Origin of the sequence: Nonomuraea rhodomycinica (assembly GCF_013363995.1) — a bacterium.
Classification (GTDB): Bacteria; Actinomycetota; Actinomycetes; order Streptosporangiales; family Streptosporangiaceae; genus Nonomuraea; species Nonomuraea rhodomycinica.
The window spans coordinates 33096-51958 of record NZ_JABWGO010000005.1 but is presented as its reverse complement, the minus strand read 5'-3'; the positions used below and the strand labels follow the sequence as shown (position 1 = coordinate 51958).

The window sequence follows — 18863 nt, the reverse complement described above, 5'->3', positions numbered from 1 at the left end:
CCGCCGGGGGCTGTAGGGTCCCGATCTGGCCTTACGGGGCCGGGCATGTAAGGATGCGGACCCGGGGACCGGTCTGCAAGACTGGGCAACCGCTTTCCGGGGAGGTCTCGTCGTGGTCACACTGGAGGACGTCGCCAGGCAGGCGGGTGTCTCGCTCGCGACCGCCTCGCGGGTGCTGAACGGCAGCACCCGCCAGGTGGGCGCCGACCTGCGGGCGCGGGTCGAGCGAGCCGCCGACGAGCTGGGCTACCGGGCCAACATGGCCGCCCAGACCCTGGCCAGGGGCGCCAGCAACGTCATCGGCATCGTCGTCCACGACCTGACCGACCCCTACTTCGCCGCCCTCGCCGACGGCGCCATGCGCGCCGCGGCCGGCGAGGGCCTGCTCGTCATGGTCGGCACGACGCACCGCGACCCCGAGCAGGAGATCGCCTACGTCGCCACCATGAACGCCCAGCGCGTACGGGCCGTCCTCCTGGCCGGCTCCCGCGTCAGCGACCCCGAGGTGACCGGCCGGCTCCGCCGCGAGCTGGACCGCTACCGCGCCAGCGGCGGCCGGGTGGCCTGCGTCGGCCAGGACCTGCTCGGGGTCGACACCGTGGCGCCCGCCAACTACGAGGGCGGCGCCGCCCTGGCCCGCTCGCTGGCCGGGCTCGGCCACACCCGCTTCGCCGTCCTTGCCGGGCCGCCGCACCTGATGACCGCCCGCGACCGGTGCGCCGGGTTCGTCGCCGCCGTCGAGGAGCTCGGGCTGCCCGAGCCGCGCGTCGTCCACGGCCCGTTCGACCGCGACGGCGGCTACGCGGCGGCCGCCGAGACGGGCGACGCGACCTGCGTGTTCGCCGTCAACGACGTGATGGCCGTCGGGGCGCTCGCCTCCTACCGCGACCGGGGGGTGCGCGTGCCGGACGACGTCTCCGTGGCGGGCTTCGACGACATCGCCACGCTGCGCGACCACGTCCCGGCGCTGACGACCGTGCGGCTGCCGCTGGCCGACATGGGCTCCCGCGCGCTGGAGCTGGCGCTGGCCGCGGGGGAGACGCCGACCGTGGACCACGTCCAGGGCGAGGTGGTCCTGCGGGAGAGCGTCCGGGACGTCCGGTGACGCCGCCGGACGTCGCATCCTGGTGCGCTGGAACTCGTCCTCGCCCGGGTGGCGCCCCGCTGCGACCGTGCCGGGGCGCCTCTGGTGACTCGGCGTCCGATGGCGCGGGACCAGGTGACCGGGGCCGATGGCACGGCCTCCGGCGGGCCCGCCGGCGCGGTGACCGGTGGGACGGCTGGCGCGGCGTCCGGCGAAACGGCGGTCAGTGACACGGCGACCGGTGGCGCGGCGACTGACGCTGTGGCGCGCACCCGCGCACCCGCGCACCCGCGTATCCGCGTGCCGGCGACGCACGTACACCAACGACATCTGCCACAGATGACGACATATCAAAACGGCACATGAGGGGGACGCGGTGAAGCTCGCGGTCAGCACGCTGGGAATGCCCGGGGACGGGCTCGACAGGGCGATCGAGGTGGCGACCGCGCACCGGTGCGACGGCCTCGAACTGCGCCTCCACCCCGACACCGGAGTCCACGGCGGGCTCACCCCCGAGGAGCGGCGCTCGGCCCGCGAGCGCGTGGAACGGGCGGGGCTGGAGATCTCCGCGCTGGCCGGGTACGTGCGGGTGTGCGAGCCGGGTCCGGACGAGCCCGTCGTGGAGGCGTTGCGCGCGGACCTGGAACTGGCCGCCGAACTGGGCGCGCCCGGCGTCCGGGTGTTCCCGCGCGGCGAGGACCCGGCCGTGGGCGCGCGCCGGCTCCGCGCGGTCTCCGGCACGGCCGCCGACCTGGGCGTCACGGTGCTGGTCGAGACCCACGACGCGATGGCGACCGGCGCCGCCCTGGCGCGGCTGCTGGAGACGGCCGACCGGCCCGGGACGACCGGCGCCGTGTGGGACCTCCTGCACCCGTGGCGCCACGGTGAGGCGCCGGCCGACACGCTGGCCGCGCTCGGGCCGTGGCTGCGTTACGTGCAGGTCAAGGACGCCGTCTCGGCCGAGGACACGACGCCGGTGCCGATGGGGACGGGCTCGGTCCCGCTGGAGGAGTGCGGCGAGCTGCTGCGCGCGGCGGGCTACGACGGGTGGGTGTCGCTGGAGTGGGAGCGCACCTGGTATCCGCAGGTGGCCCCGGTGGAGGAGATCCTGCCGGGCGCCGCGGACTGGGTCGCCCGCTTCGCCCCTGCCGGTGACGACCGGGCGAGGGACGCCGTATGAGGGACAAGGTGCTGGTCGTCGGGATGGACGGTCTGCGCTTCGACCGCCTGGTCGCCATCCGGCCGCCGGTGCTGTCGGCGCTGATGTCGACGGGCGCGTACGGGACCAGCACGCTCCCGTACGGTGAGCCGGAGGCGCCGCGGACCGAGTCGCCGGGCCAGGTCGTCCCCGAGGACCCCGCCGCGTCCCCGACGTCCGCTCCGCCGGAGGCCACGGCGACGCAGTACATCCAGGCGGCCGACGAGGAGTCGGTGCGGGTGATCCGGGCGCGGACGGACTCCGGGCCGGGGTGGGCGTCGATCGCGACCGGCGTGTGGCCGGACAAGCACGGCGTCGTGGACAACGGCTTCGCCGCCCCGCAGTTCACGAAATATCCGGACTTCCTGACGCGGGCCCAGGAGGCCCGCCCCGACCTCGTCACCGCCGCGTTCTTCTCGTGGGCCGCCCTCGCCGAGCACGGCGCGTTCGGCCCCGCCATCGGCACCCGGTTCGTGCTCGACGGCTACGCCCTCACCTGGAGCGTCGCCGACCGCCAGGTCGCCGACGCGGCCCGCGACCACCTCGCGAGCGCCGGCCCCGACCTGTCGTTCGTCTACCTGGGCGACACCGACGAGGTGGCCCACGCCCTCGGCCCGCTCTGCCCCGAGTACGCCGACGCGCTCCTGCTCCAGGACGCGTACCTCGGCGGCCTGCTCGACGCGATCCGCGCGAGGCCCTCGTTCGGGCACGAGCGCTGGACGGTCCTGGTCACCACCGACCACGGCCACGTGGACGCGGGCGGCCACGGCGGCGTGTCGGGCGAGGAGCGGACGGTGTTCGTGATCGGCGCGCGGCTGGGGGAGGACCTCGGCGGCGTGCGCCTGCAGGGTCCCCGGCCGGTGGACGTGGCGCCCACGGCGCTCGACCGGCTCGGCATCGCCGTGGACCCGGCCTGGGACCTGGACGGAGCGCCCCTGGCATTCTGACCCCTGCCCTGACCGGCCGAGACGTGCCCCGGCCGCGCCTCGCTCCACCCATGTTTCATCAGGTGTTGAATTTCTCGCCGCGAGGAGTGACACTCGTGTCGAGAAGCTGAACGCGAGGGTGATGCGCATGAGCACGGCACTGGAGTTCTCCGAGATCGACGCCTCCATGCTGGCCGAGGTGGGCGGAAAGGCCGCCAACCTGGGCGAGATGACCAGGGCCGGGCTGCCGGTGCCGCCGGGATGGGTGCTGACGACCGACGCGTACCGCCAGGTCGCCGAGGCCGCCGCGCTGGACGAGGTGATCGCCGAGGGCGGTCCCGGGCTGGCGTCGGCGGCCAGAGAGCGCGTGCTCGGGACCCCGGTGCCGGAGCCGGTGGCCAAGGCGGTCACCGCCGCGTACGAGCGGCTCGGCGGCGGGCCCGTCGCGGTGCGCTCCTCGGCCACGGCGGAGGACCTGCCGTTCGCCAGCTTCGCCGGGCAGCAGGACACGTACCTCAACGTCGTCGGCGTGGACGACGTGCTCGACGCGATCCGGCGCTGCTGGGCGTCGCTGTGGACCGACCGCGCCGTCGCCTACCGCGCCTCCAACGGCATCGACCACGCGTCGGTACGGCTCGCGGTGGTCGTCCAGGCGATGGTGCGGGCGGAGGTCGCCGGGGTGATGTTCACGGCCGACCCGCTGACCGGACGGCGGCACCGGGCGGTCATCGACGCGAGCCCCGGCCTGGGCGAGGCCGTCGTCTCCGGAGCCGTGAACCCGGACCGGTTCGTCGCCGACCCGGCCACCGGCGAGATCCTCGAACGCCGCGCCGGGGACAAACGCGTGGTGATCCGCCCCCTGCCCGGCGGCGGCACGGAGCGCCTGGACCGTGCCGGCTCGGCCGGGTTCTGCCTGACGGACGCGCAGGTGCGGGAGCTGGCCGCGCTCGGCGCGCGCGTCGAGCGGCACTACGGAGCCCCGCAGGACACCGAGTGGGCCGTCGACGCGTCCGGCACGCTCTGGCTCACCCAGGCGCGGCCCATCACCACGCTGTTCCCGCTGCCCGTGCCCGCCTGCGACGGGCTGCGGGTCTACTTCAGCGTCAACGTCGCCCAGGGCGTCATGGGCCCGCTGACGCCGATGGGCCTGGCGGGGTTCCAGCTCAGCGCGTCCGGCGCGGCGGGCCTGTTCGGATACGCGCCGGACGACCCGCGCCGGGGGCCGGCGTTCCTGTCCGTCGCGGGGGAGCGGCTGTGGCTCGACCTGACCACGGCCGTGCGCAGCCGGGCGGGCCGGGCCATCCTGCCCAGGGCGCTGACCCTGGGTGAGGCCCGCACCGCCGCCGTCCTGGACGGCCTGTTCGACGACCCCCGGCTGTCGGTCGTCCACCCCTCCCGCCGTCCGTTCCTGAGAGGACTGACCCGCTTCGCCCGGACCGTCCGCGCGCCGGTCCGGGTGCTGGAGGCGCTGTTCAGCCCGCGCGCCGCCCTCGCGTACACGCGGCGGCTGGGCGACGAGCTCGACCGGAGGCTGCGCGTGCCGGACGACGCCACCCCCGTCCAGCGCGTCGAGCACGCCGAGCGCATGCTGCGCGGCGCCTTCCCCGTGATCGTCTCGATCATGCCGATCGTGATCACCGGGTACGGGCTGTTCGCGCTGGCGTCGCGGCTGTCGGGGGTGCCGATCGCCGACCTGCAGGACGTCCTGCGCAGCCTCCCCGGCAACCCCACGACCGAGATGGACCTGGAGCTGTGGGACCTGGCCACGCGGATCGAACCCGGACCGTTCCGGGAGCTCCCGGTCGGGGAGCTGGTGCGCCGCTACCGGGCGGGCGAGCTGCCGCCGGAGGCCCAGCGGGGCGTCGAGGACTTCCTGCGGCGCTACGGCCACCGGGGCGTCGCCGAGATCGACCTGGGCGTGCCCCGCTGGTCGGAGGAGCCGGCGCACATCCTCGGCGTGCTGGCCAACTACCTGCGCATGGACGACCCCGGCGACCTCGCCCCGTCCGTCCTGTTCGCCCGGGGCGACGCGGCGGCGCGGCGCGCCGTCGAGGAGATCGCCGCCCGCGCCCGCCGCCGGGGCGTCCTGCGAGGGGCGCTCACGCGCTTCGCGCTGCGCCGCACGAGGCGGTTCGGCGGGCTGCGGGAACTGCCCAAGTTCTACCTGGTCAAGATCCTCGCCGGGGTACGGCGGAGCATGCTCGTGGTGGGGGAGCGGCTGGTGGCGGCGGCGCTGCTGGACGAGGCGGGGGACGTCTTCTTCCTGCGCTTCGAGGAGGTACGGGAGGCCTTGGCCGCCGTGGCAGGCGAGCCGGCCGACCCGGCCGTGCCCTCCCGGCTGCGCGACCTGGTGGCGGCCCGCCGGTCGGCGTACGAGCAGGAGGCGCGGCGCCGCCACGTGCCCCGGGTCATGCTGTCGGACGGCACCGAGCCCGAGGCCGTCGCCGCCGCCCTGTCCGGCTCGGCCGCCCCGTCGGACGCGCTCACGGGCACGGCCGCCTCGGCCGGCACGGTCACGGGCCGGGCCCGCGTCGTCCTCGACCCGGTCGGCGCGCACCTGGAGCCCGGCGAGATCCTGGTCTGCCCGTCCACCGACCCGGGCTGGACCCCGCTGTTCCTCACGGCGGGCGGCCTGGTCATGGAGATGGGCGGCGCGATGTCCCACGGCGCGGTGGTGGCCAGGGAGTACGGCATCCCGGCGGTGGTCGGGGTGGCCGATGCCACGCACCGCATCACCACCGGCCGGCAGCTGACCGTGAACGGCGCCTCCGGCACCATCACCCTCGGCTGACCCCGAGGAGGCTCTCGCGTGTCCCGAGTGCGGCTCTCCGGCCCGATGGACCAGGGCACCGAGCTCGCACGAAGCGGTGGGTTGGCAACGCGAGAGCCTCCCGGTAAGAAGGCAGGTGATCGACGACTTCCCTCGGCGTGATCACGAGCGCCTTCGCCGGATCCCAGGTGAGCCCATGAGCCGCATCGAAACACCCGGCGCCACCGGGTCTGGGTTCCCTTCGTCCTGGCCGCGCTCCTGGGCATCGCGGCCCTGGCCTGCGCTCTCCTCCTGCCGCGCTACGTGCTGGCGTGGGATCTGGGAACGGCGAAGCCGCCGGCGGACCACGCGACCGCCGTGAACAACATCCGCGCCACCTTCCTCCAGGCGGTCGGGGGCCTGGCGCTCCTGGTCGGCGCCTTTCTCACCTGGCGTCAGCTCCAGCTCAGCCGCCACGGACAGGTCACCGAGTCCTTCGCCGCCGCGATCGCGCATCTGGGCGACACCAGCGTGGACGTCCGGCTGGGTGGCGTCTACGCCCTGGAGCGCATCGCGCGCTCCTCCGCGGCCGACCGCCGGACCATCGGGGAGGTCCTCGCCGCGTTCATCGGCAACCGAGCCCGCGATCCACGGCGAGAGGCGCCCCACGCGCGTCGCGTGACCACGGCGCCCGGAGCGTCCGTCAACCTCTCCCTCCGCGCCCCTGACGTCCACGCGGCCCTGACGGTTCTCGGCCGCCGGGAACCGGTCCGAGGTCAGGTGCTCCGCCTCGATCGCGTGGCCCTGCCCAAGGCCGACCTCGCCTCCGCCCGGCTCGGCGATGTGGACCTGCACTTCAGCGACCTGACCGAAGCCTCCCTCGTCGGGGCCGATCTGACTCGTGCGGATCTCACCGGAGCACGGCTGACGAGGGCCATCCTCGCTGACGCGGTCCTCTACCAGGCCGATCTACGCGACGCGGTCCTGACCGGCGCCGTCGCCGAGGGCGTCGACCTCCGCGGCACCGATCTGAGCAGGGCGGATCTGCGCAACGCCAACCTGCGCGGCGCTCGCCTGGACTACAGCGATCTCCGCGGAGCCACGCTGAGCGGCGCCGTTCTGACCGGGGCCGCTCTGAGACGGGTCGTCTTCGACGAGAGCACCGTCTGGCCCGAGGGCTTCGACCCCTCCCTGATCGGACCACCACAGGCGCGCGAGTTGCCGCCCGTCCGCCCCCGGAGCTACGACCGATTCACCGTCGAGGCGGTTACCGCCGAGATCGACCCACCGGGCCAGCGCGAGTAGGTCTCGTCTCACCGGGGAGGCGGCGGCTGAGCACGGCGTCGTTCCGGGCCCAGACCAGGGGCCGCAGGTCGGCCGGCTCGGCGGGGGCGTCCCCGCTCGCGAGCACCTCCCGGCGGGAGACCCGCGCGACGGACACACGCCGGTGGTAGTCGAGGAACGTCTGCACCTCGCCCTCCCCGCGGCAGGTCCGCCACCCGCCCGTGCTGTCCAGTTCGGTGTACGACATGCCGTGCCAGACGTCCTCGCCCATCGTGGCGGTGTAGACCGCCCAGCGGCGCAGCAGGGACGGGGCGGCCCGCAGGCTGAGCACCCCGCCCAGGTGGCGCACGTCCGCGGCGCGCTCGTCGTCGCGGGCCCGGCTCGTCCGCGACCAGTCGGGGTCGGCGTACCGGCCGTGCCACGCCTCGACCGCGGCGGCCAGGCCCCAGGTCCGCCACAGGACGGTGCCGGACTGGCTGCCCGGTTCGGTGACGCGCCGGCTGAGGGCGCGGGCGGTGCGCGCGGGGAGATGCGTCAGGAGGGCGGGGACGAGGGCGATGGGATCGCCGGGGTCGGCGTCGAACGGGTTCGGGCCGATGAAGCGCCGGTCGAGGAGCACGACCGTGCCGGGCCGCCGCTGGAAGGACAGGCCCCACAGCAGGCGGCTCAGCAGCAGCGCGCCGTGCGGGTCGGACAGGATGTGCCAGGTCTGGTGGTGGTGGTTGGTGGAGAAGCGGGCCCTGGTGCCGGGCCGGAGGGTGATCACCGTGTAGTCGCGGCCGTCGGCCCGCACGTGGTGCCGGTGGAGCTTGAGGCGCTCCGCGATCGCGCGCGTGCCGGCCGGTCGGGGGTGCTTGCGTTCAGGCACCGCGCACCATGGTCTCTCCTCCCGCGCGTTTTGGTGATCTCCATGAGAGCGCGTCGGCTGCTCCGTCCTCAAGCGGATTTCCGGCGGGGCCGGAGCCGGGGAGGCCGCCCCAAGTCGCTCCGCGGGTTCAGGGGGACCCGCTCCAGGACCAGCCCGAAATCCTCCTGTTCCAGCCGGCGCCGCTGCTGCGACGAGCGGTCGAACGTCATGAGATCGAGGTCCCCCAGCATGGCGCGGGTGAAGGTGAGCGGCTCACTCGCCGTGTAGCGCTCGGCGATATGCGTGGCGCGGTCTCCCCTGTAAGATTAGTTAGGGGCATAACGTTATGCGCATAACGATCACTGAGGCAAGGGGGCCTGGTGGACTTCGAGCGTGCCGACGCACTGAATGGAGCAATCCGGACAATCGCCCTGAAGCACCGCGCCCGGGCCGCGGCGAAGCTCGCGGAGCTGGGTCTGCACCCGGGGCATGAGGCCGTCCTGCTGCTGCTCAGCGCCAAAGGCCCGCAGACCCAGCGGCAACTGGCCGCGGGAGCGGACTGCGAACCGCCCAGCATCACCCTCATGGTGCGCAAACTGGAGGCGGGCGGACTGGTCAGCCGCGTCCCCGCGGCCCGGGACGCCCGCGCGAACGTCGTACGCCTGACGGACGAAGGCCGCGAAGCCGTCGTGCGCGTGAAGGAGCTGTGGCGAGACCTCGCGGACGAGACCGTCGCCGGGCTGGCCGGCACCTCGGTGGACCAGCTCATCGAGGCTCTCACCGACCTCGCCCGCAGCCTCCAGGGCCAGGCTCCCGGAGCCGGCGCGAGCTAGGGCATGTCCGCTGAGGCCCATCGACACGCTGGGGGTGCTCCCCGCGAATCGCCGCCTGCTGACCTGCCGATGAAGGGCGCCGTTCAGATCGTGGAACGGGCGCGCTTGCATGCCATAGCGAGATTCTGTATTCAGTTCATATGAACTGTGTGCAAGAGGTCGACGTCGAGCGGGCTCGGACGGAGACGCCGGGATGCGCCCGGGTGACTCATCTGGACAACGCGGGCGCCTCGCTGCCGCCCGCCGTCGTGACCGACACGGTCATCGCCCACCTGCGCGCGGAGGCCCTGCGCGGCGGCTACCGGGCCGCGGCCGAGGCCGCGCCGCGCCTGGAGGCGGTGCGCGCGTCCATCGCCACCCTGCTCAACGCGGACGCCGGCGACATCGCGCTGACCGACAACGCCACCCGCGGCTGGCAGGCGGTCTTCTACGCGCTCCCGTTCGGGCCCGGCGACCGCATCCTGACCAGCCGCGCCGAGTACGCCAGCAACGCCATCGCCTTCCTCCAGGTGGCCGGGCGGACCGGGGCGCGCGTCGAGGTCGTCGAGGACGACCCGAGCGGGCAGCTCGACGTCGAGGACCTGCGGCGCCGCATGGACGAGCGGGTACGCCTGATCGCCATCACCCACGTCCCCACCCAGGGCGGCCTGGTCAACCCGGCCGAGGAGGTGGGCGGGATCGCCGAGAGCGCCGGCGTCCCGTACCTGCTGGACGCCTGCCAGTCGGCCGGGCAGCTCGACCTCGACGTCGAACGGCTGCGCTGTGACGCCCTCAGCGCCCCCGGCCGCAAGTACCTGCGCGGCCCCCGCGGCACCGGCCTGCTCTACGTCCGGCCGCGGCTGCGCGAGCGGATCACCCCGGCCGTGCTCGACCTGCACGCCGCCACCTGGACCGCCCCCGACCGGTACGAGGTGGAGGGCACGGCGCGGATGTTCGAGACGTGGGAGCGCGACGTCGCCGCCGTCCTCGGGCTCGGTGCCGCCGTCGACTACGCGCTGGCGTGGGGGCTGCCCGCCATCGAGGCGAGAGTGGTCGCGCTGGCGGCCCGGCTGCGCGACGCCCTCCGCGAGGTCCCCGGCGTGCGCGTCCACGACCAGGGGGTACGGCGGTGCGGCATCGTCACGTTCACCGTGGCGGGACGGCCGGCGGCCGAGGTCCACGGCCGGCTGGCGGAGATCGGCGTCAACACGTCGGTCTCGCTGTCCCGCTACGCCCAGTACGACCTGCCCGCGCGCGGGCTGCCCGACCTGGTGCGGGCCTCCGTCCACTACTACAACACCGACGAGGAGCTGCACCGGCTCGTCGAGGCGGTCCGGGAGATGGCCGGGTGACGATCGACGGCCGTCACGGCGCCGGTGTCGACGGCGGCCTTCGGCTCGTCCCGGGTGAGGAGCGCGGTCCGGATTCCGCCTCCGAGAGAAACGGACTATAGTCCGGCTATGGCCAAGGACGACATCGGACCGAAGTCCGCTTCTGCGAGGTCGCTCGAACTGCTCATGACCCGCCCGCCCAAGGAGCGGGCCGACGCCTCGCGCAACCGCGCCGCCGTGCTGGACGCCGCCGCCCGGCTGTTCGCGGAGCACGGGGTGGAGGGGGTGTCCATGGACCAGATCGCCGCCGCGGCCGGTGTCGGCAAGGGCACGTTGTTCCGCCGCTTCGGCGACAAGGCGGGGCTGGCCGTGGCGCTGCTGGACGCCCGGGAGCGGGTGCTCCAGGAAGGGATCCTGCACGGGCCGCCCCCGCTGGGGCCGGGCGCGGAGCCCGCCGAGCGGCTGGCGGCCTTCGTCAGCGCGTACCTGGACTACCTGCTGGAGCACCTGGCCGTGATCCGCATGTCGGAGTCGAGCTCGCCGGGGGCCCGCTACCGGCTGGGCGCGTACCGGTTCTGGCACCGGCACGTGGCGATCCTGCTCGACGGCTCACCCGACCCCGACCACGCCGCCCACGCGCTGCTGGCCGCGCTGTCCGCCGTGCACGTGACGGCGCTCCTGCCCGAGCTCGGCGAGCGCCGCATCCGGGAGGGTGTGCTCCGCCTGGCCCGCGTCCTGCGGTGACCTGAACCCCTCAGCGGGCCCTCGGCAACCCCTCAGCCCAGGGCGGAGAAAGTGGCCTCCGGCTGCCTCCGCTCGGTCAGCAGGCCCCAGGCGGCCTCGGCGATCTCGTCGGGGTCGAGGGTCCTCGCCGCGAGGTCGCCGAACGTGCCGGGGCTGGAGGTGATCATCCGGTGGATGTCGCCGCGCTCGACCAGCCCGCCGATGGTCAGCAGACCCGCGTACACGCCGGTGCCCGCGAGCCCCGCGTTCAGGGTCAGGACGTAGCCGCGCAGCGCCGCCGAGGAGACGGCCAGCGCCCCGAGCGGCGGCATGGGGACGGCGCCGCTCAGCCCGCCCGCGAACAGCAGCCCGCCGCGCCCCCGTTCGAGCATGCCCGGCAGCACCTCGCCGACCGCGGCGACGGCCGGGTACACCCAGCCCTCCACCGCCTCCCGGACCCCTTCGACGTCGGCCCGCGTGATCGGCTCGGGCATGGCGGCCGGGTCGGCCGCGCCGGGGCCGAAGTAGAGCACCTCGACGGGCCCGTGCCGGTCGGCGACCGCGTCCAGGGCGGCGGAGAGGGCGTCGAGGTCGCGCGCGTCGGCGGCGTGCGCCGAGGCGTCCACGCCCTCGGCTGCCAGCTCGGCCACGTATCCCGGATGCCGGGCGGCGTTGCGCGACACCAGTGCCACGGTGTGGCCCGCGCGACCGAGCCGCCGGGCGACGGACATGCCGAGCCCGGGGCCGGCTCCGACGACGACGGCCGGGCCGGGGGAGGGGGATGTGGACATGGGGTGTCCTTTCTGCGCGTCTGTGGCCACACGGGATAAGTTGAGGAGTGCCTCAAATTGAGTGGCATGCGGACGCTAACACGAACTTGAGGACATCCTCAAGTTTTTCGGCGAACCACACCCCGAGGCCCCGGCTCCGAGGAGTGTCAGGCGAGCGTGAAGTGCAGGCGCGTCGAGGTGCCGCCCGCGTGGGAGTGCCGGCGCACCAGGTCGGTGATCTCGTCCACGAGCATCAGCCCGTGCCCGCGCGACTCCAGACCGGGCGGCGGCACCCGGGCCGCCTCGCCGAGCCGCCCGTCGCCGCCGAGCCGCCCGTCGTCGAGCCGCCCGCCGCCGAGCTGCCCGTCGTCGAGCCGCCCGTCGTCGTCGATCTGGCACACCAGCGTGCCGGACTCGACCCACATGGTGATCTCGCAGCCGCCCGTGGCGTGCTCGAAGGAGTTGGTCGCCACCTCGTTGGCCGCGAGGACCACGCGTTCGACGCGCAGGCCGGGCAGACCGGCCGACCGGGCGACGGCCGTGACGAAGGCCCGGACGTCCACCAGCTCGCCGACGGTCTCGAAGGCGCGCCTGCGCGCGGCGGCGGGAGGCGGGGGGAGGGGCCGGCCGGACCTCGCCGCCGTCGTCCCGGGGATCGGGTTCACGCCGGGCTCCTGGTGACGCAGGCCGCGCGGGCCCGGGCCGGGTCGATCATCGCCAGCAGCTCGGCCAGCGCCGGGCGCGCCCCGCGCAGCACGAGCCGCCCCGGCGCGGCGGCGGCGGAGCCGGCCAGCAGGCGGGCGACGGCGATGTCGGCGAACGTCAGCTCCGCCAGGTCCACGACGAGGGGCGCGGCCCCGTCCGGCAGGAACCCGGCGTCGGACACGAGGGCCTGCAGCACGCTCGCCAGCGCCTCGCTGTTGCTGCGGTCGGCGGCCCCGGCCAGCCTCAGCCCCTCGGGATCGCGGCGGACGCGCAGCATCGGCGCCCACTCCTCGTGGGCGCCCGCCCCCGCCCGCGCGGTGGCCGGGTGCGCGGCGCTGATGCGGTCCAGCTCGGCGCTGGTGAACAGCCGCCGGTCGTAGCAGCACAACGCCATCACGTAGCCGTCGGCGAAGATCCGGTTGGCCTGCGCCTCGTACCAGGCCAGCCGCTCGACGCCGGGAGCGGCGCGGACCGTCCAGCCCATGTCGGCGGCGACCCGCAGCGCGCTGTAGCCCTGCCCGCGCGCCCGCGCGATCGCGGCCCGCCAGCCGTCCAGGGCCCGCTCCGCCTGGAACGCGCCGCCCGCGAGGTAGGACCGTTCGGCGGTCGTCACCTGGAGCTGGCCGGTGCGCTCGGGCTCGCGCACCTCCACGCCGTACGCCTGCGCCGCCGCCAGGAACGCGTCGGGCAGGAAGGTGTCGGTGAGGTACAGGACCTGCTCGCCCCGCGCGAGACCTCCGCGCAGGAAACGGACCAGGGCCGACAGATGCCGCTCGTGGTCGTCGAACGTCCAGCAGACGTGATCTCCGGGGAGGAGACTGTCGACCGTTGTGGGATGTGCCATGAACCGCGTCTCGCCTTCGGGGGTGCGGCAGGACGCTCAGGCGTCAGGGGAGCCTGGCGGCCGCAGCGGGTTCCTGCCCGCCCACACCCTAACAACTCCTCCCGGCCCTCCACCCTCCTCGTTCCCGCGCGTCACGACGTCGCCGGCGCCGCCCCTGAGCGGGACGGCGCCCCGGACGGACGGGCCGTCAGGACCGCAGGACGACCTCGGCGTACCGCGCCTTCATGGTGGACAGCACCTCGTCCGGGTCGGCCGCCCAGACGTCGGCGTTGAAGATCTCGACCTCCACGTCACCCGTGTAGCCGGCCTCCAGCACGGCCCGCGTGATCGGCGCGAAGTCGATCACGCCGTCGCCCATCATGCCGCGTCCGAGCAGCACGTCGGCCGGCAGCGGGTGCAGGAAGTCGCACACCTGGTACGAGGCGATCCGCTCGCCGGCGCGGGCGATCTGCTCGAACAGCCGCGGATCCCACCACACGTGGAAGGTGTCGACCACCACCCCGACCTGCTCCACCGGGTACGGCAGGCACAGGTCCACGGCCTGCTCCAGGGTGGACAGGACGGCCCGGTCGGCGCAGTACATCGGGTGCAGCGGCTCCAGCGCCAGCTTCACGCCCCGCTCGCCCGCGTACGGCGCGAGCTCGGCCAGCCCCTCGGCCACCCGCTCCCGGGCGCCAGCGACGTCCCGGGACACCGGGCCGGACAGCGGCTCGCCCGGCACCACCCCGGGCAGCCCGCCCACCACCATCACCAGGCAGGCCGCGCCCAGCTCCGCCGCCTCGTCCACGGCCCGCCGGTTGTCGTCCAGCGCCGCGGCGAAGGCCCGGCGGCCCTGCTCGCCCGGCAGCCCGCCGGCCGTGAGGAAACCGCCCCGGCACAGCGACGAGACCCGCAGCCCGGCCGCGCGCACGAGCTTGACCGACTCGGCCAGGCCCTGTGCGGCGACCTCCTGCCGCCACAGGCCGATGGCCTCCAGGCCGTGCCGCACGCACCCGTCGACGGCCTCGGCCACCGTCCAGCGCCGGGTGGTCCACTGGTTGAGGGAGAGGTTCACCGCCCGTTCACCGCCAGCAGCGCCGTCATGCGGCGCACGGCCAGCTCCGGATAGGCCAGCAGCCCGGCCCGATCGGCCAGCCGGAACACCTCCGACAGGTGCGTCAGCGAGCGGGCCGACTGGGCGCCGTTGACCATGGCGAACGCGTCCTGGTGGCCGTTCAGCCAGGCCAGGAAGACGATGCCGGTCTTGTAGTGGTACGTCGGCGTCTCGAAGATCTTGCGCGACAGCGGGACCGTCGGCTCCAGGATCTCGTCGTAGCGGGCCAGCAGCCGCTCACGCTCCTCGCCGGTCGCCGCCTCGGCGGCGTCCAGCGCCCGCAGCGCCGCGGCGGCGGCCGGGGCGATCGCGTCGAAGATGCCGAGCAGCGCGTGCGAGCCCGACTTGATCAGCGACGGGTAGTTGAAGTCGTCGCCGGTGTAGAGGCGCACGCCCTCCGGCAGCGCGGCCCGCAGCCCGACCTCGTGCTCCTCGTCCAGCAGCGACACCTTCACCCCGTCCACCTTGTCCGGGTGGGCGTGGATCAGCTCCAGGAACGCGCGCGTGGCCTCGGCCACGTCGCGCGAGCCCCAGTAGCCGGCCAGCTGCGGGTCGAACATCTCGCCGAGCCAGTGCAGGATCACCGGCCGCTCGGCCAGGCCGAGCAGCTCGCCGTACACCTGGTGGTAGTCCTCGGGGCCGGCCGCCGCGCGGGCGAGCTGGCGCGAGGCCATGACGATCACCCCGGCGCCGGCCGCCTGCACGGTCTCGATCTGCTCGGCGTACGCGGCGGTGATGGCCTTCAGGTCGTCCGCGCCGGGGGCGTGGTCCGTGCCCGCGCCGCAGGCCACCAGCTCGGCCGGGTCGCCGAACGCGCGCGCCTCCTCGGCGCTGCGCCGGATGAGCTCCTTCGTCGCGGCCCAGTCGAGGCCCATGTTGCGCTGCGCGGTGTCCATCGCGTCGGCGACGCGCAGGCCGTGCGACCACAGGTGGCGGCGGAAGCGCAGCGTGGCGTCCCAGTCGACGGCGGCGGGGGAGCCGGGCGTGTTGTCGCCGAGGGGGTCGGCCACCACGTGCGCCGCCGCGTACACGACGCGGCTCGCCGCCGGGCCGTCCGGCACGGGCCAGGTGACCGGCTCGCGCAGCTCGTACGCGCCCCCGGGCAGGTCGATCCTCACAGCTGCGGCACCTCGATCCGGCGGCCCTCGGCCGACGAGCGCAGGCCCAGCTCGGCGAGCTGCACGCCGCGCGCGCCGGCGGCGAAGTCGTACGGGAACGGCGCGTCCTCCAGGACGTGCCGGATGAACAGCTCCCACTGGATCTTGAAGCCGTTGTCGAACTCGGCGTTGTCCGGCACCTCCTGCCAGCCGTCGCGGAAGCGGGCCGTGACGGGCAGGTCGGGGTTCCAGACGGGCTTGGGCGTGGCGGCGCGGTGCTGGACCCGGCAGTTGCGCAGCCCGGCGACCGCGCTGCCCTCCGTGCCGTCCACCTGGAACTCCACCAGCTCGTCCCGGTTCACGCGCACGGTCCAGGAGGAGTTGATCTGCGCGATCACGCCGCCCTCCAGCTCGAACACGCCGTACGCGGCGTCGTCGGCCGTGGCCTGGTACGGGTGGCCCTTCTCGTCCACCCGCCGCGGCACGTGCGTCACGGCCTGGGCGTAGACCGAGCGGACCTTGCCGAACAGGTTCTCCATGACGTAGTGCCAGTGCGGGAACATGTCGAGCACGATGCCGCCGCCGTCCTCGGCCCGGTAGTTCCACGACGGGCGCTGCGCCTCCTGCCAGTCACCCTCGAACACCCAGTAGCCGAACTCCCCGCGCACCGACAGGATCCGGCCGAAGAAGCCGCCGTCGATCAGCCGCTTCAGCTTGAGCAGGCCCGGCAGGAACAGCTTGTCCTGGACCACGCCGTTCTTCACGCCCCGCGCCGTGGCGGCCTCGGCCAGCGCCACGGCCTCCTCCACCGACTCGGCCGTGGGCTTCTCGGCGTAGATGTGCTTGCCGGCCTCGATCGCCTTCAGCACGGCCTTGACCCGGGCCGAGGTGACCTGGGCGTCGAAGTAGACGAGGTTGTCGGGGTCGGCCAGCGCGGCGTCCAGCTCGGTCGTGTGGTCGGGGATGCCGTGCCGCTCGGCCAGCTCGGCCAGCTTGGCGGCGTTGCGGCCGACGAGGACCGGGCGCAGCTTGACCCGGCTGCCGTCCGAGAGCGTGACGCCGCCCTGCTCGTTGATGGCCAGCACGGACCGGACCAGGTGCTGGCGGTATCCCATCCGTCCGGTGACGCCGTTCATCACGACGCCGATCGTGCGCACGCTCATGGGGATCCTTTCGGGGAAAGCGCTTTCCCGAACGGTAAGGCCGAGCCGCCGGAGGCGTCAAGTGCCGTCGGCGGCCGGTGTTGGAGCTGTCCCGGTGTTAGAGCTCGCCCTTGGTCTCCAGCCGGGCCAGGGACCGGGCCAGCGGCCGGGCGGTGAGGGAGAGCTGCCACTCGCGGGCGCCGAGCTCGCGCAGCCGCTCGGCCACGCTCTCCTCGGTGATCTGCTTCGGCGGCTCCCAGGTGAGCCGGCGGACCGCGTCGGGCTGCAGGAGGTTCTCCGTCGGCATGCGGTGCTCGTCGGCCAGCGCGGCGACCACGGCGCGGGCCGCGGCCAGCCGCTTGGCGGCGGCCGGGTCGCGGTCGGGCCAGCGGTTGGCCGGCGGCGGGCCGTCGCCCGGCGTGCTCGGCTGCGGGAGCTGCCCGTCGGGCAGCGCCCGCGCCCGGCTGACCGCGCTCAGCCACTCGCTCATGTAGCGGCGGGCGCTGCGGCCGGTGAACGGCGCGATCTCCGTCAGCGCCTTCTTCGTACGCGGCACGTCGAGGGCGGCGGCCACGATCGCCGAGTCGGGCAGCACCCGGCCGGGCGCCAGGTCGTTCTCGCGGGCGATCCGGTCGCGCATCGTCCACAGCTCGCGCACGATCGCCAGCGCGCGCACGTTGCGCACCTTGTGGATGCCGGACGTGCGCCGCCACGGATCGGAACGTGGGACGGCGGGCGGCGTGCGCAGCACGGCGGCGAACTCCTCGCGCGCCCACTCCAGCTTGCCCGCCTCCTCCAGCTCGGCGTGCAACCGGTCACGCAGCTCGACGAGGACCTCCACGTCGAGCGCGGCGTAGCGCAGCCAGTCCTCCGGCAGCGGCCTGGTCGACCAGTCGGCGGCCGAGTGGCCCTTCTCCAGCCGCAGCCCCAGCACCATCTCCACCATCGTGCCGAGCCCCACCCGCTCGTAGCCGAGCAGCCGGCCGGCCAGCTCGGTGTCGAACAGCGCCCGCGGCCGGAACCCGACCTCCAGCAGGCACGGCAGGTCCTGCGATGCGGCGTGCAGCACGACCTCGGCGTCCGCCACGGCCTCGTCCAGGCCCGACAGGTCGGGGCAGGCGATCGGGTCGATCAGCGCGGTGCCCGCCCCGGCCCGGCGCAGCTGCACCAGGTAGGCGCGGTTGCCGTAGCGGTAGCCGGAGGCGCGCTCGGCGTCGACGGCCACCGGCCCGCTGCCGCGCGCGACCGCCGCGACCACCTCGGCCAGCGCGGACGCGTCCGACACGACCGGCGGTATGCCCTCGCGCGGCTCCAGCAGCGGCACGACCGGGCGCTCCGCGCCGGTGGCGAGGCCGCCGCTGTCCACGGTTCTTTCTTCTGTCATGAGTTCACCGCTCTCATGACGCGGATGACGTGTCGACTGGTGCCCTCACTTCGTACGGTCACTCTCCGGATCTTCGCGCCTGCGGGGGAGGGGCGCCACATCGGGCGGGAGCGGCGGGATCCCCGCGGCCACGCACATGAGGTCGCACCAGGCGGCCACGTGGCCGGAGAGGTCTTCCTGGGTGGGGGACCAGGAGGCCCGCAGCTCCAGCTCGGTGGTGACCGGATCATCGGCCTTGTTGCCGAACCCCTCGGACACTGCTCTTGTCACCGTACCGCCGGCCGCCGAGTAGTCGGCGTGATGGGCGTCCAGGGCCTCGGTCAGCCAGCTCCACGCCACCGGGCCGAGCAACGGGTCGGAGGTGATCTCCGGCTCCATGTCGGCGCGCACGTAGGCCACCAGCCGGAACGGGCCGTCCCAGCCGCGCTGCCCGTCGGGGTCGTAGAGCAGGATCAGCCGGCCCACGGCCAGCTCGTCGTCGTCGCGGTAGACCGACGCGCCGACGGCGGCGGACCAGGGCGCCAGCCGCTGGGGCGCGGGCAGGTCCTCCAGCTCGATCTCCGGCCTGACCTCGACCTGGCGCAGGCTCTCGGCCGCGCGCCTGAACGCCGGGGGAGCCGGCGGCCGGTCACTCGAGGTCATGGTCGCAGCGTAGGCCGGGGCCTGGGGGAACGGGACCACGGGGGTGCTCATCGTGCCTGCTCAACCCGCTGCCGCAACCCGCTGGCGGGCGGACGCGGACGGGGTGCGCCACGACCCGGCGGCGGCGCCGGTCACAGGCCGGGGCGTGGCATGGGGGACGGCACTGGGGACGGCGCCTGCGGCGGCGCCGGTCATCGCACCTGTCATCGCAACGGGGCCTTTCTTCGGATCG

Annotated in this window: 17 protein-coding genes; 8 read left to right on the top strand and 9 right to left on the bottom strand. The window is 74.5% G+C overall.

All coding sequences use genetic code 11. From position 1 onward, the window contains the following. The first annotated feature begins 112 nt into the window (after positions 1-112). The 5 genes from HT134_RS21810 to HT134_RS47690 all read left to right on the top strand — a co-directional run bounded on the left by HT134_RS21810 (position 113) and on the right by HT134_RS47690 (position 7262). The gene (locus tag HT134_RS21810) at positions 113-1105 is read left to right on the top strand and encodes a LacI family DNA-binding transcriptional regulator (RefSeq protein ID WP_175602310.1); all 993 of its coding nucleotides are present in this window, start codon (positions 113-115) and stop codon (positions 1103-1105) included. 355 nt (positions 1106-1460) lie between these two features. Then, the gene (locus HT134_RS21805; RefSeq protein ID WP_175602309.1) at positions 1461-2264 is read left to right on the top strand and encodes a sugar phosphate isomerase/epimerase family protein; all 804 of its coding nucleotides are present in this window, start codon (positions 1461-1463) and stop codon (positions 2262-2264) included. Continuing rightward, a complete protein-coding gene (locus tag HT134_RS21800; protein ID WP_175602308.1) occupies positions 2261-3229 on the top strand; it encodes an alkaline phosphatase family protein in 969 nt (322 codons plus the stop codon). Before HT134_RS21805 ends, HT134_RS21800 begins: the two co-directional genes overlap by 4 nt. Positions 3230-3356: 127 nt before the next feature. Then, entirely contained in the window at positions 3357-5999 is a 2643-nt protein-coding gene (locus HT134_RS21795) for a PEP/pyruvate-binding domain-containing protein (protein WP_175602307.1), read from the top strand. 336 nt (positions 6000-6335) lie between these two features. Beyond that, positions 6336-7262 carry a pentapeptide repeat-containing protein gene (locus tag HT134_RS47690; protein ID WP_175602306.1) on the top strand — a complete coding sequence of 309 codons (927 nt, stop codon included), beginning with the start codon at positions 6336-6338 and terminating at the stop codon, positions 7260-7262. On the opposite strand, the gene HT134_RS21785 is transcribed toward HT134_RS47690, so the two are convergent. Then, a complete protein-coding gene (locus HT134_RS21785) occupies positions 7225-8109 on the bottom strand; it encodes a hypothetical protein (protein WP_175602305.1) in 885 nt (294 codons plus the stop codon). The genes HT134_RS47690 and HT134_RS21785 overlap by 38 nt on opposite strands. 359 nt (positions 8110-8468) lie before the next feature. Here HT134_RS21785 and HT134_RS21780 point away from each other — a divergent pair, with 359 nt between their 5' ends. From HT134_RS21780 to HT134_RS21770, 3 genes are all read left to right on the top strand, one after another. Next, positions 8469-8921: a MarR family winged helix-turn-helix transcriptional regulator gene (locus HT134_RS21780; protein WP_175602304.1), complete on the top strand. Its 453-nt coding sequence runs from the start codon at positions 8469-8471 to the stop codon at positions 8919-8921. A gap of 203 nt (positions 8922-9124) precedes the next feature. After that, positions 9125-10252: an aminotransferase class V-fold PLP-dependent enzyme gene (locus HT134_RS21775; protein ID WP_312888312.1), complete on the top strand. Its 1128-nt coding sequence runs from the start codon at positions 9125-9127 to the stop codon at positions 10250-10252. Between the two features lie 108 nt (positions 10253-10360). Next, positions 10361-10975 (top strand): TetR/AcrR family transcriptional regulator, encoded by a 615-nt coding sequence (locus HT134_RS21770; RefSeq protein ID WP_175602302.1) that lies wholly within the window; start codon positions 10361-10363, stop codon positions 10973-10975. A gap of 32 nt (positions 10976-11007) precedes the next feature. On the opposite strand, the gene HT134_RS21765 is transcribed toward HT134_RS21770, so the two are convergent. The 8 genes from HT134_RS21765 to HT134_RS21730 form a co-directional block, all read right to left on the bottom strand. Further along, positions 11008-11745: an SDR family NAD(P)-dependent oxidoreductase gene (locus tag HT134_RS21765; RefSeq protein WP_175602301.1), complete on the bottom strand. Its 738-nt coding sequence runs from the start codon at positions 11743-11745 to the stop codon at positions 11008-11010. 146 nt (positions 11746-11891) lie between these two features. Beyond that, positions 11892-12389 carry an ATP-binding protein gene (locus HT134_RS21760; protein WP_175602300.1) on the bottom strand — a complete coding sequence of 166 codons (498 nt, stop codon included), beginning with the start codon at positions 12387-12389 and terminating at the stop codon, positions 11892-11894. Further along, positions 12386-13273 (bottom strand): MEDS and STAS domain-containing protein, encoded by an 888-nt coding sequence (locus HT134_RS21755; RefSeq protein ID WP_175602299.1) that lies wholly within the window; start codon positions 13271-13273, stop codon positions 12386-12388. Before HT134_RS21755 ends, HT134_RS21760 begins: the two co-directional genes overlap by 4 nt. Positions 13274-13460: 187 nt before the next feature. Then, positions 13461-14327: a sugar phosphate isomerase/epimerase family protein gene (locus HT134_RS21750; RefSeq protein WP_175602298.1), complete on the bottom strand. Its 867-nt coding sequence runs from the start codon at positions 14325-14327 to the stop codon at positions 13461-13463. Continuing rightward, a complete protein-coding gene (locus HT134_RS21745) occupies positions 14324-15484 on the bottom strand; it encodes a dihydrodipicolinate synthase family protein (protein ID WP_175602297.1) in 1161 nt (386 codons plus the stop codon). Before HT134_RS21745 ends, HT134_RS21750 begins: the two co-directional genes overlap by 4 nt. Next, complete coding sequence (locus tag HT134_RS21740) at positions 15481-16626, bottom strand: Gfo/Idh/MocA family protein (RefSeq protein ID WP_175602296.1); 1146 nt, start codon at positions 16624-16626, stop codon at positions 15481-15483. Before HT134_RS21740 ends, HT134_RS21745 begins: the two co-directional genes overlap by 4 nt. Before the next feature lie 97 nt (positions 16627-16723). After that, positions 16724-17989 carry a ribonuclease D gene (locus HT134_RS21735; protein ID WP_175602295.1) on the bottom strand — a complete coding sequence of 422 codons (1266 nt, stop codon included), beginning with the start codon at positions 17987-17989 and terminating at the stop codon, positions 16724-16726. Between the two features lie 45 nt (positions 17990-18034). Beyond that, positions 18035-18631 (bottom strand): DUF3000 domain-containing protein, encoded by a 597-nt coding sequence (locus tag HT134_RS21730; RefSeq protein ID WP_175602294.1) that lies wholly within the window; start codon positions 18629-18631, stop codon positions 18035-18037. Positions 18632-18863 lie beyond the last annotated feature (232 nt).

Excerpts from the sequence above, each read along its gene's own strand:
- HT134_RS21800 (WP_175602308.1), top strand. The coding sequence starts at position 2,261 with ATGAGGGACAAGGTGCTGGTCGTCGGGATGGACGGTCTGCGCTTCGAC.
- HT134_RS21795 (WP_175602307.1), top strand. The coding sequence starts at position 3,357 with ATGAGCACGGCACTGGAGTTCTCCGAGATCGACGCCTCCATGCTGGCC.
- HT134_RS21770 (WP_175602302.1), top strand. The coding sequence starts at position 10,361 with ATGGCCAAGGACGACATCGGACCGAAGTCCGCTTCTGCGAGGTCGCTC.
- HT134_RS21765 (WP_175602301.1), bottom strand. The coding sequence starts at position 11,745 with ATGTCCACATCCCCCTCCCCCGGCCCGGCCGTCGTCGTCGGAGCCGGC.
- HT134_RS21755 (WP_175602299.1), bottom strand. The coding sequence starts at position 13,273 with ATGGCACATCCCACAACGGTCGACAGTCTCCTCCCCGGAGATCACGTC.
- HT134_RS21740 (WP_175602296.1), bottom strand. The coding sequence starts at position 16,626 with ATGAGCGTGCGCACGATCGGCGTCGTGATGAACGGCGTCACCGGACGG.
- HT134_RS21735 (WP_175602295.1), bottom strand. The coding sequence starts at position 17,989 with ATGACAGAAGAAAGAACCGTGGACAGCGGCGGCCTCGCCACCGGCGCG.
- HT134_RS21730 (WP_175602294.1), bottom strand. The coding sequence starts at position 18,631 with ATGACCTCGAGTGACCGGCCGCCGGCTCCCCCGGCGTTCAGGCGCGCG.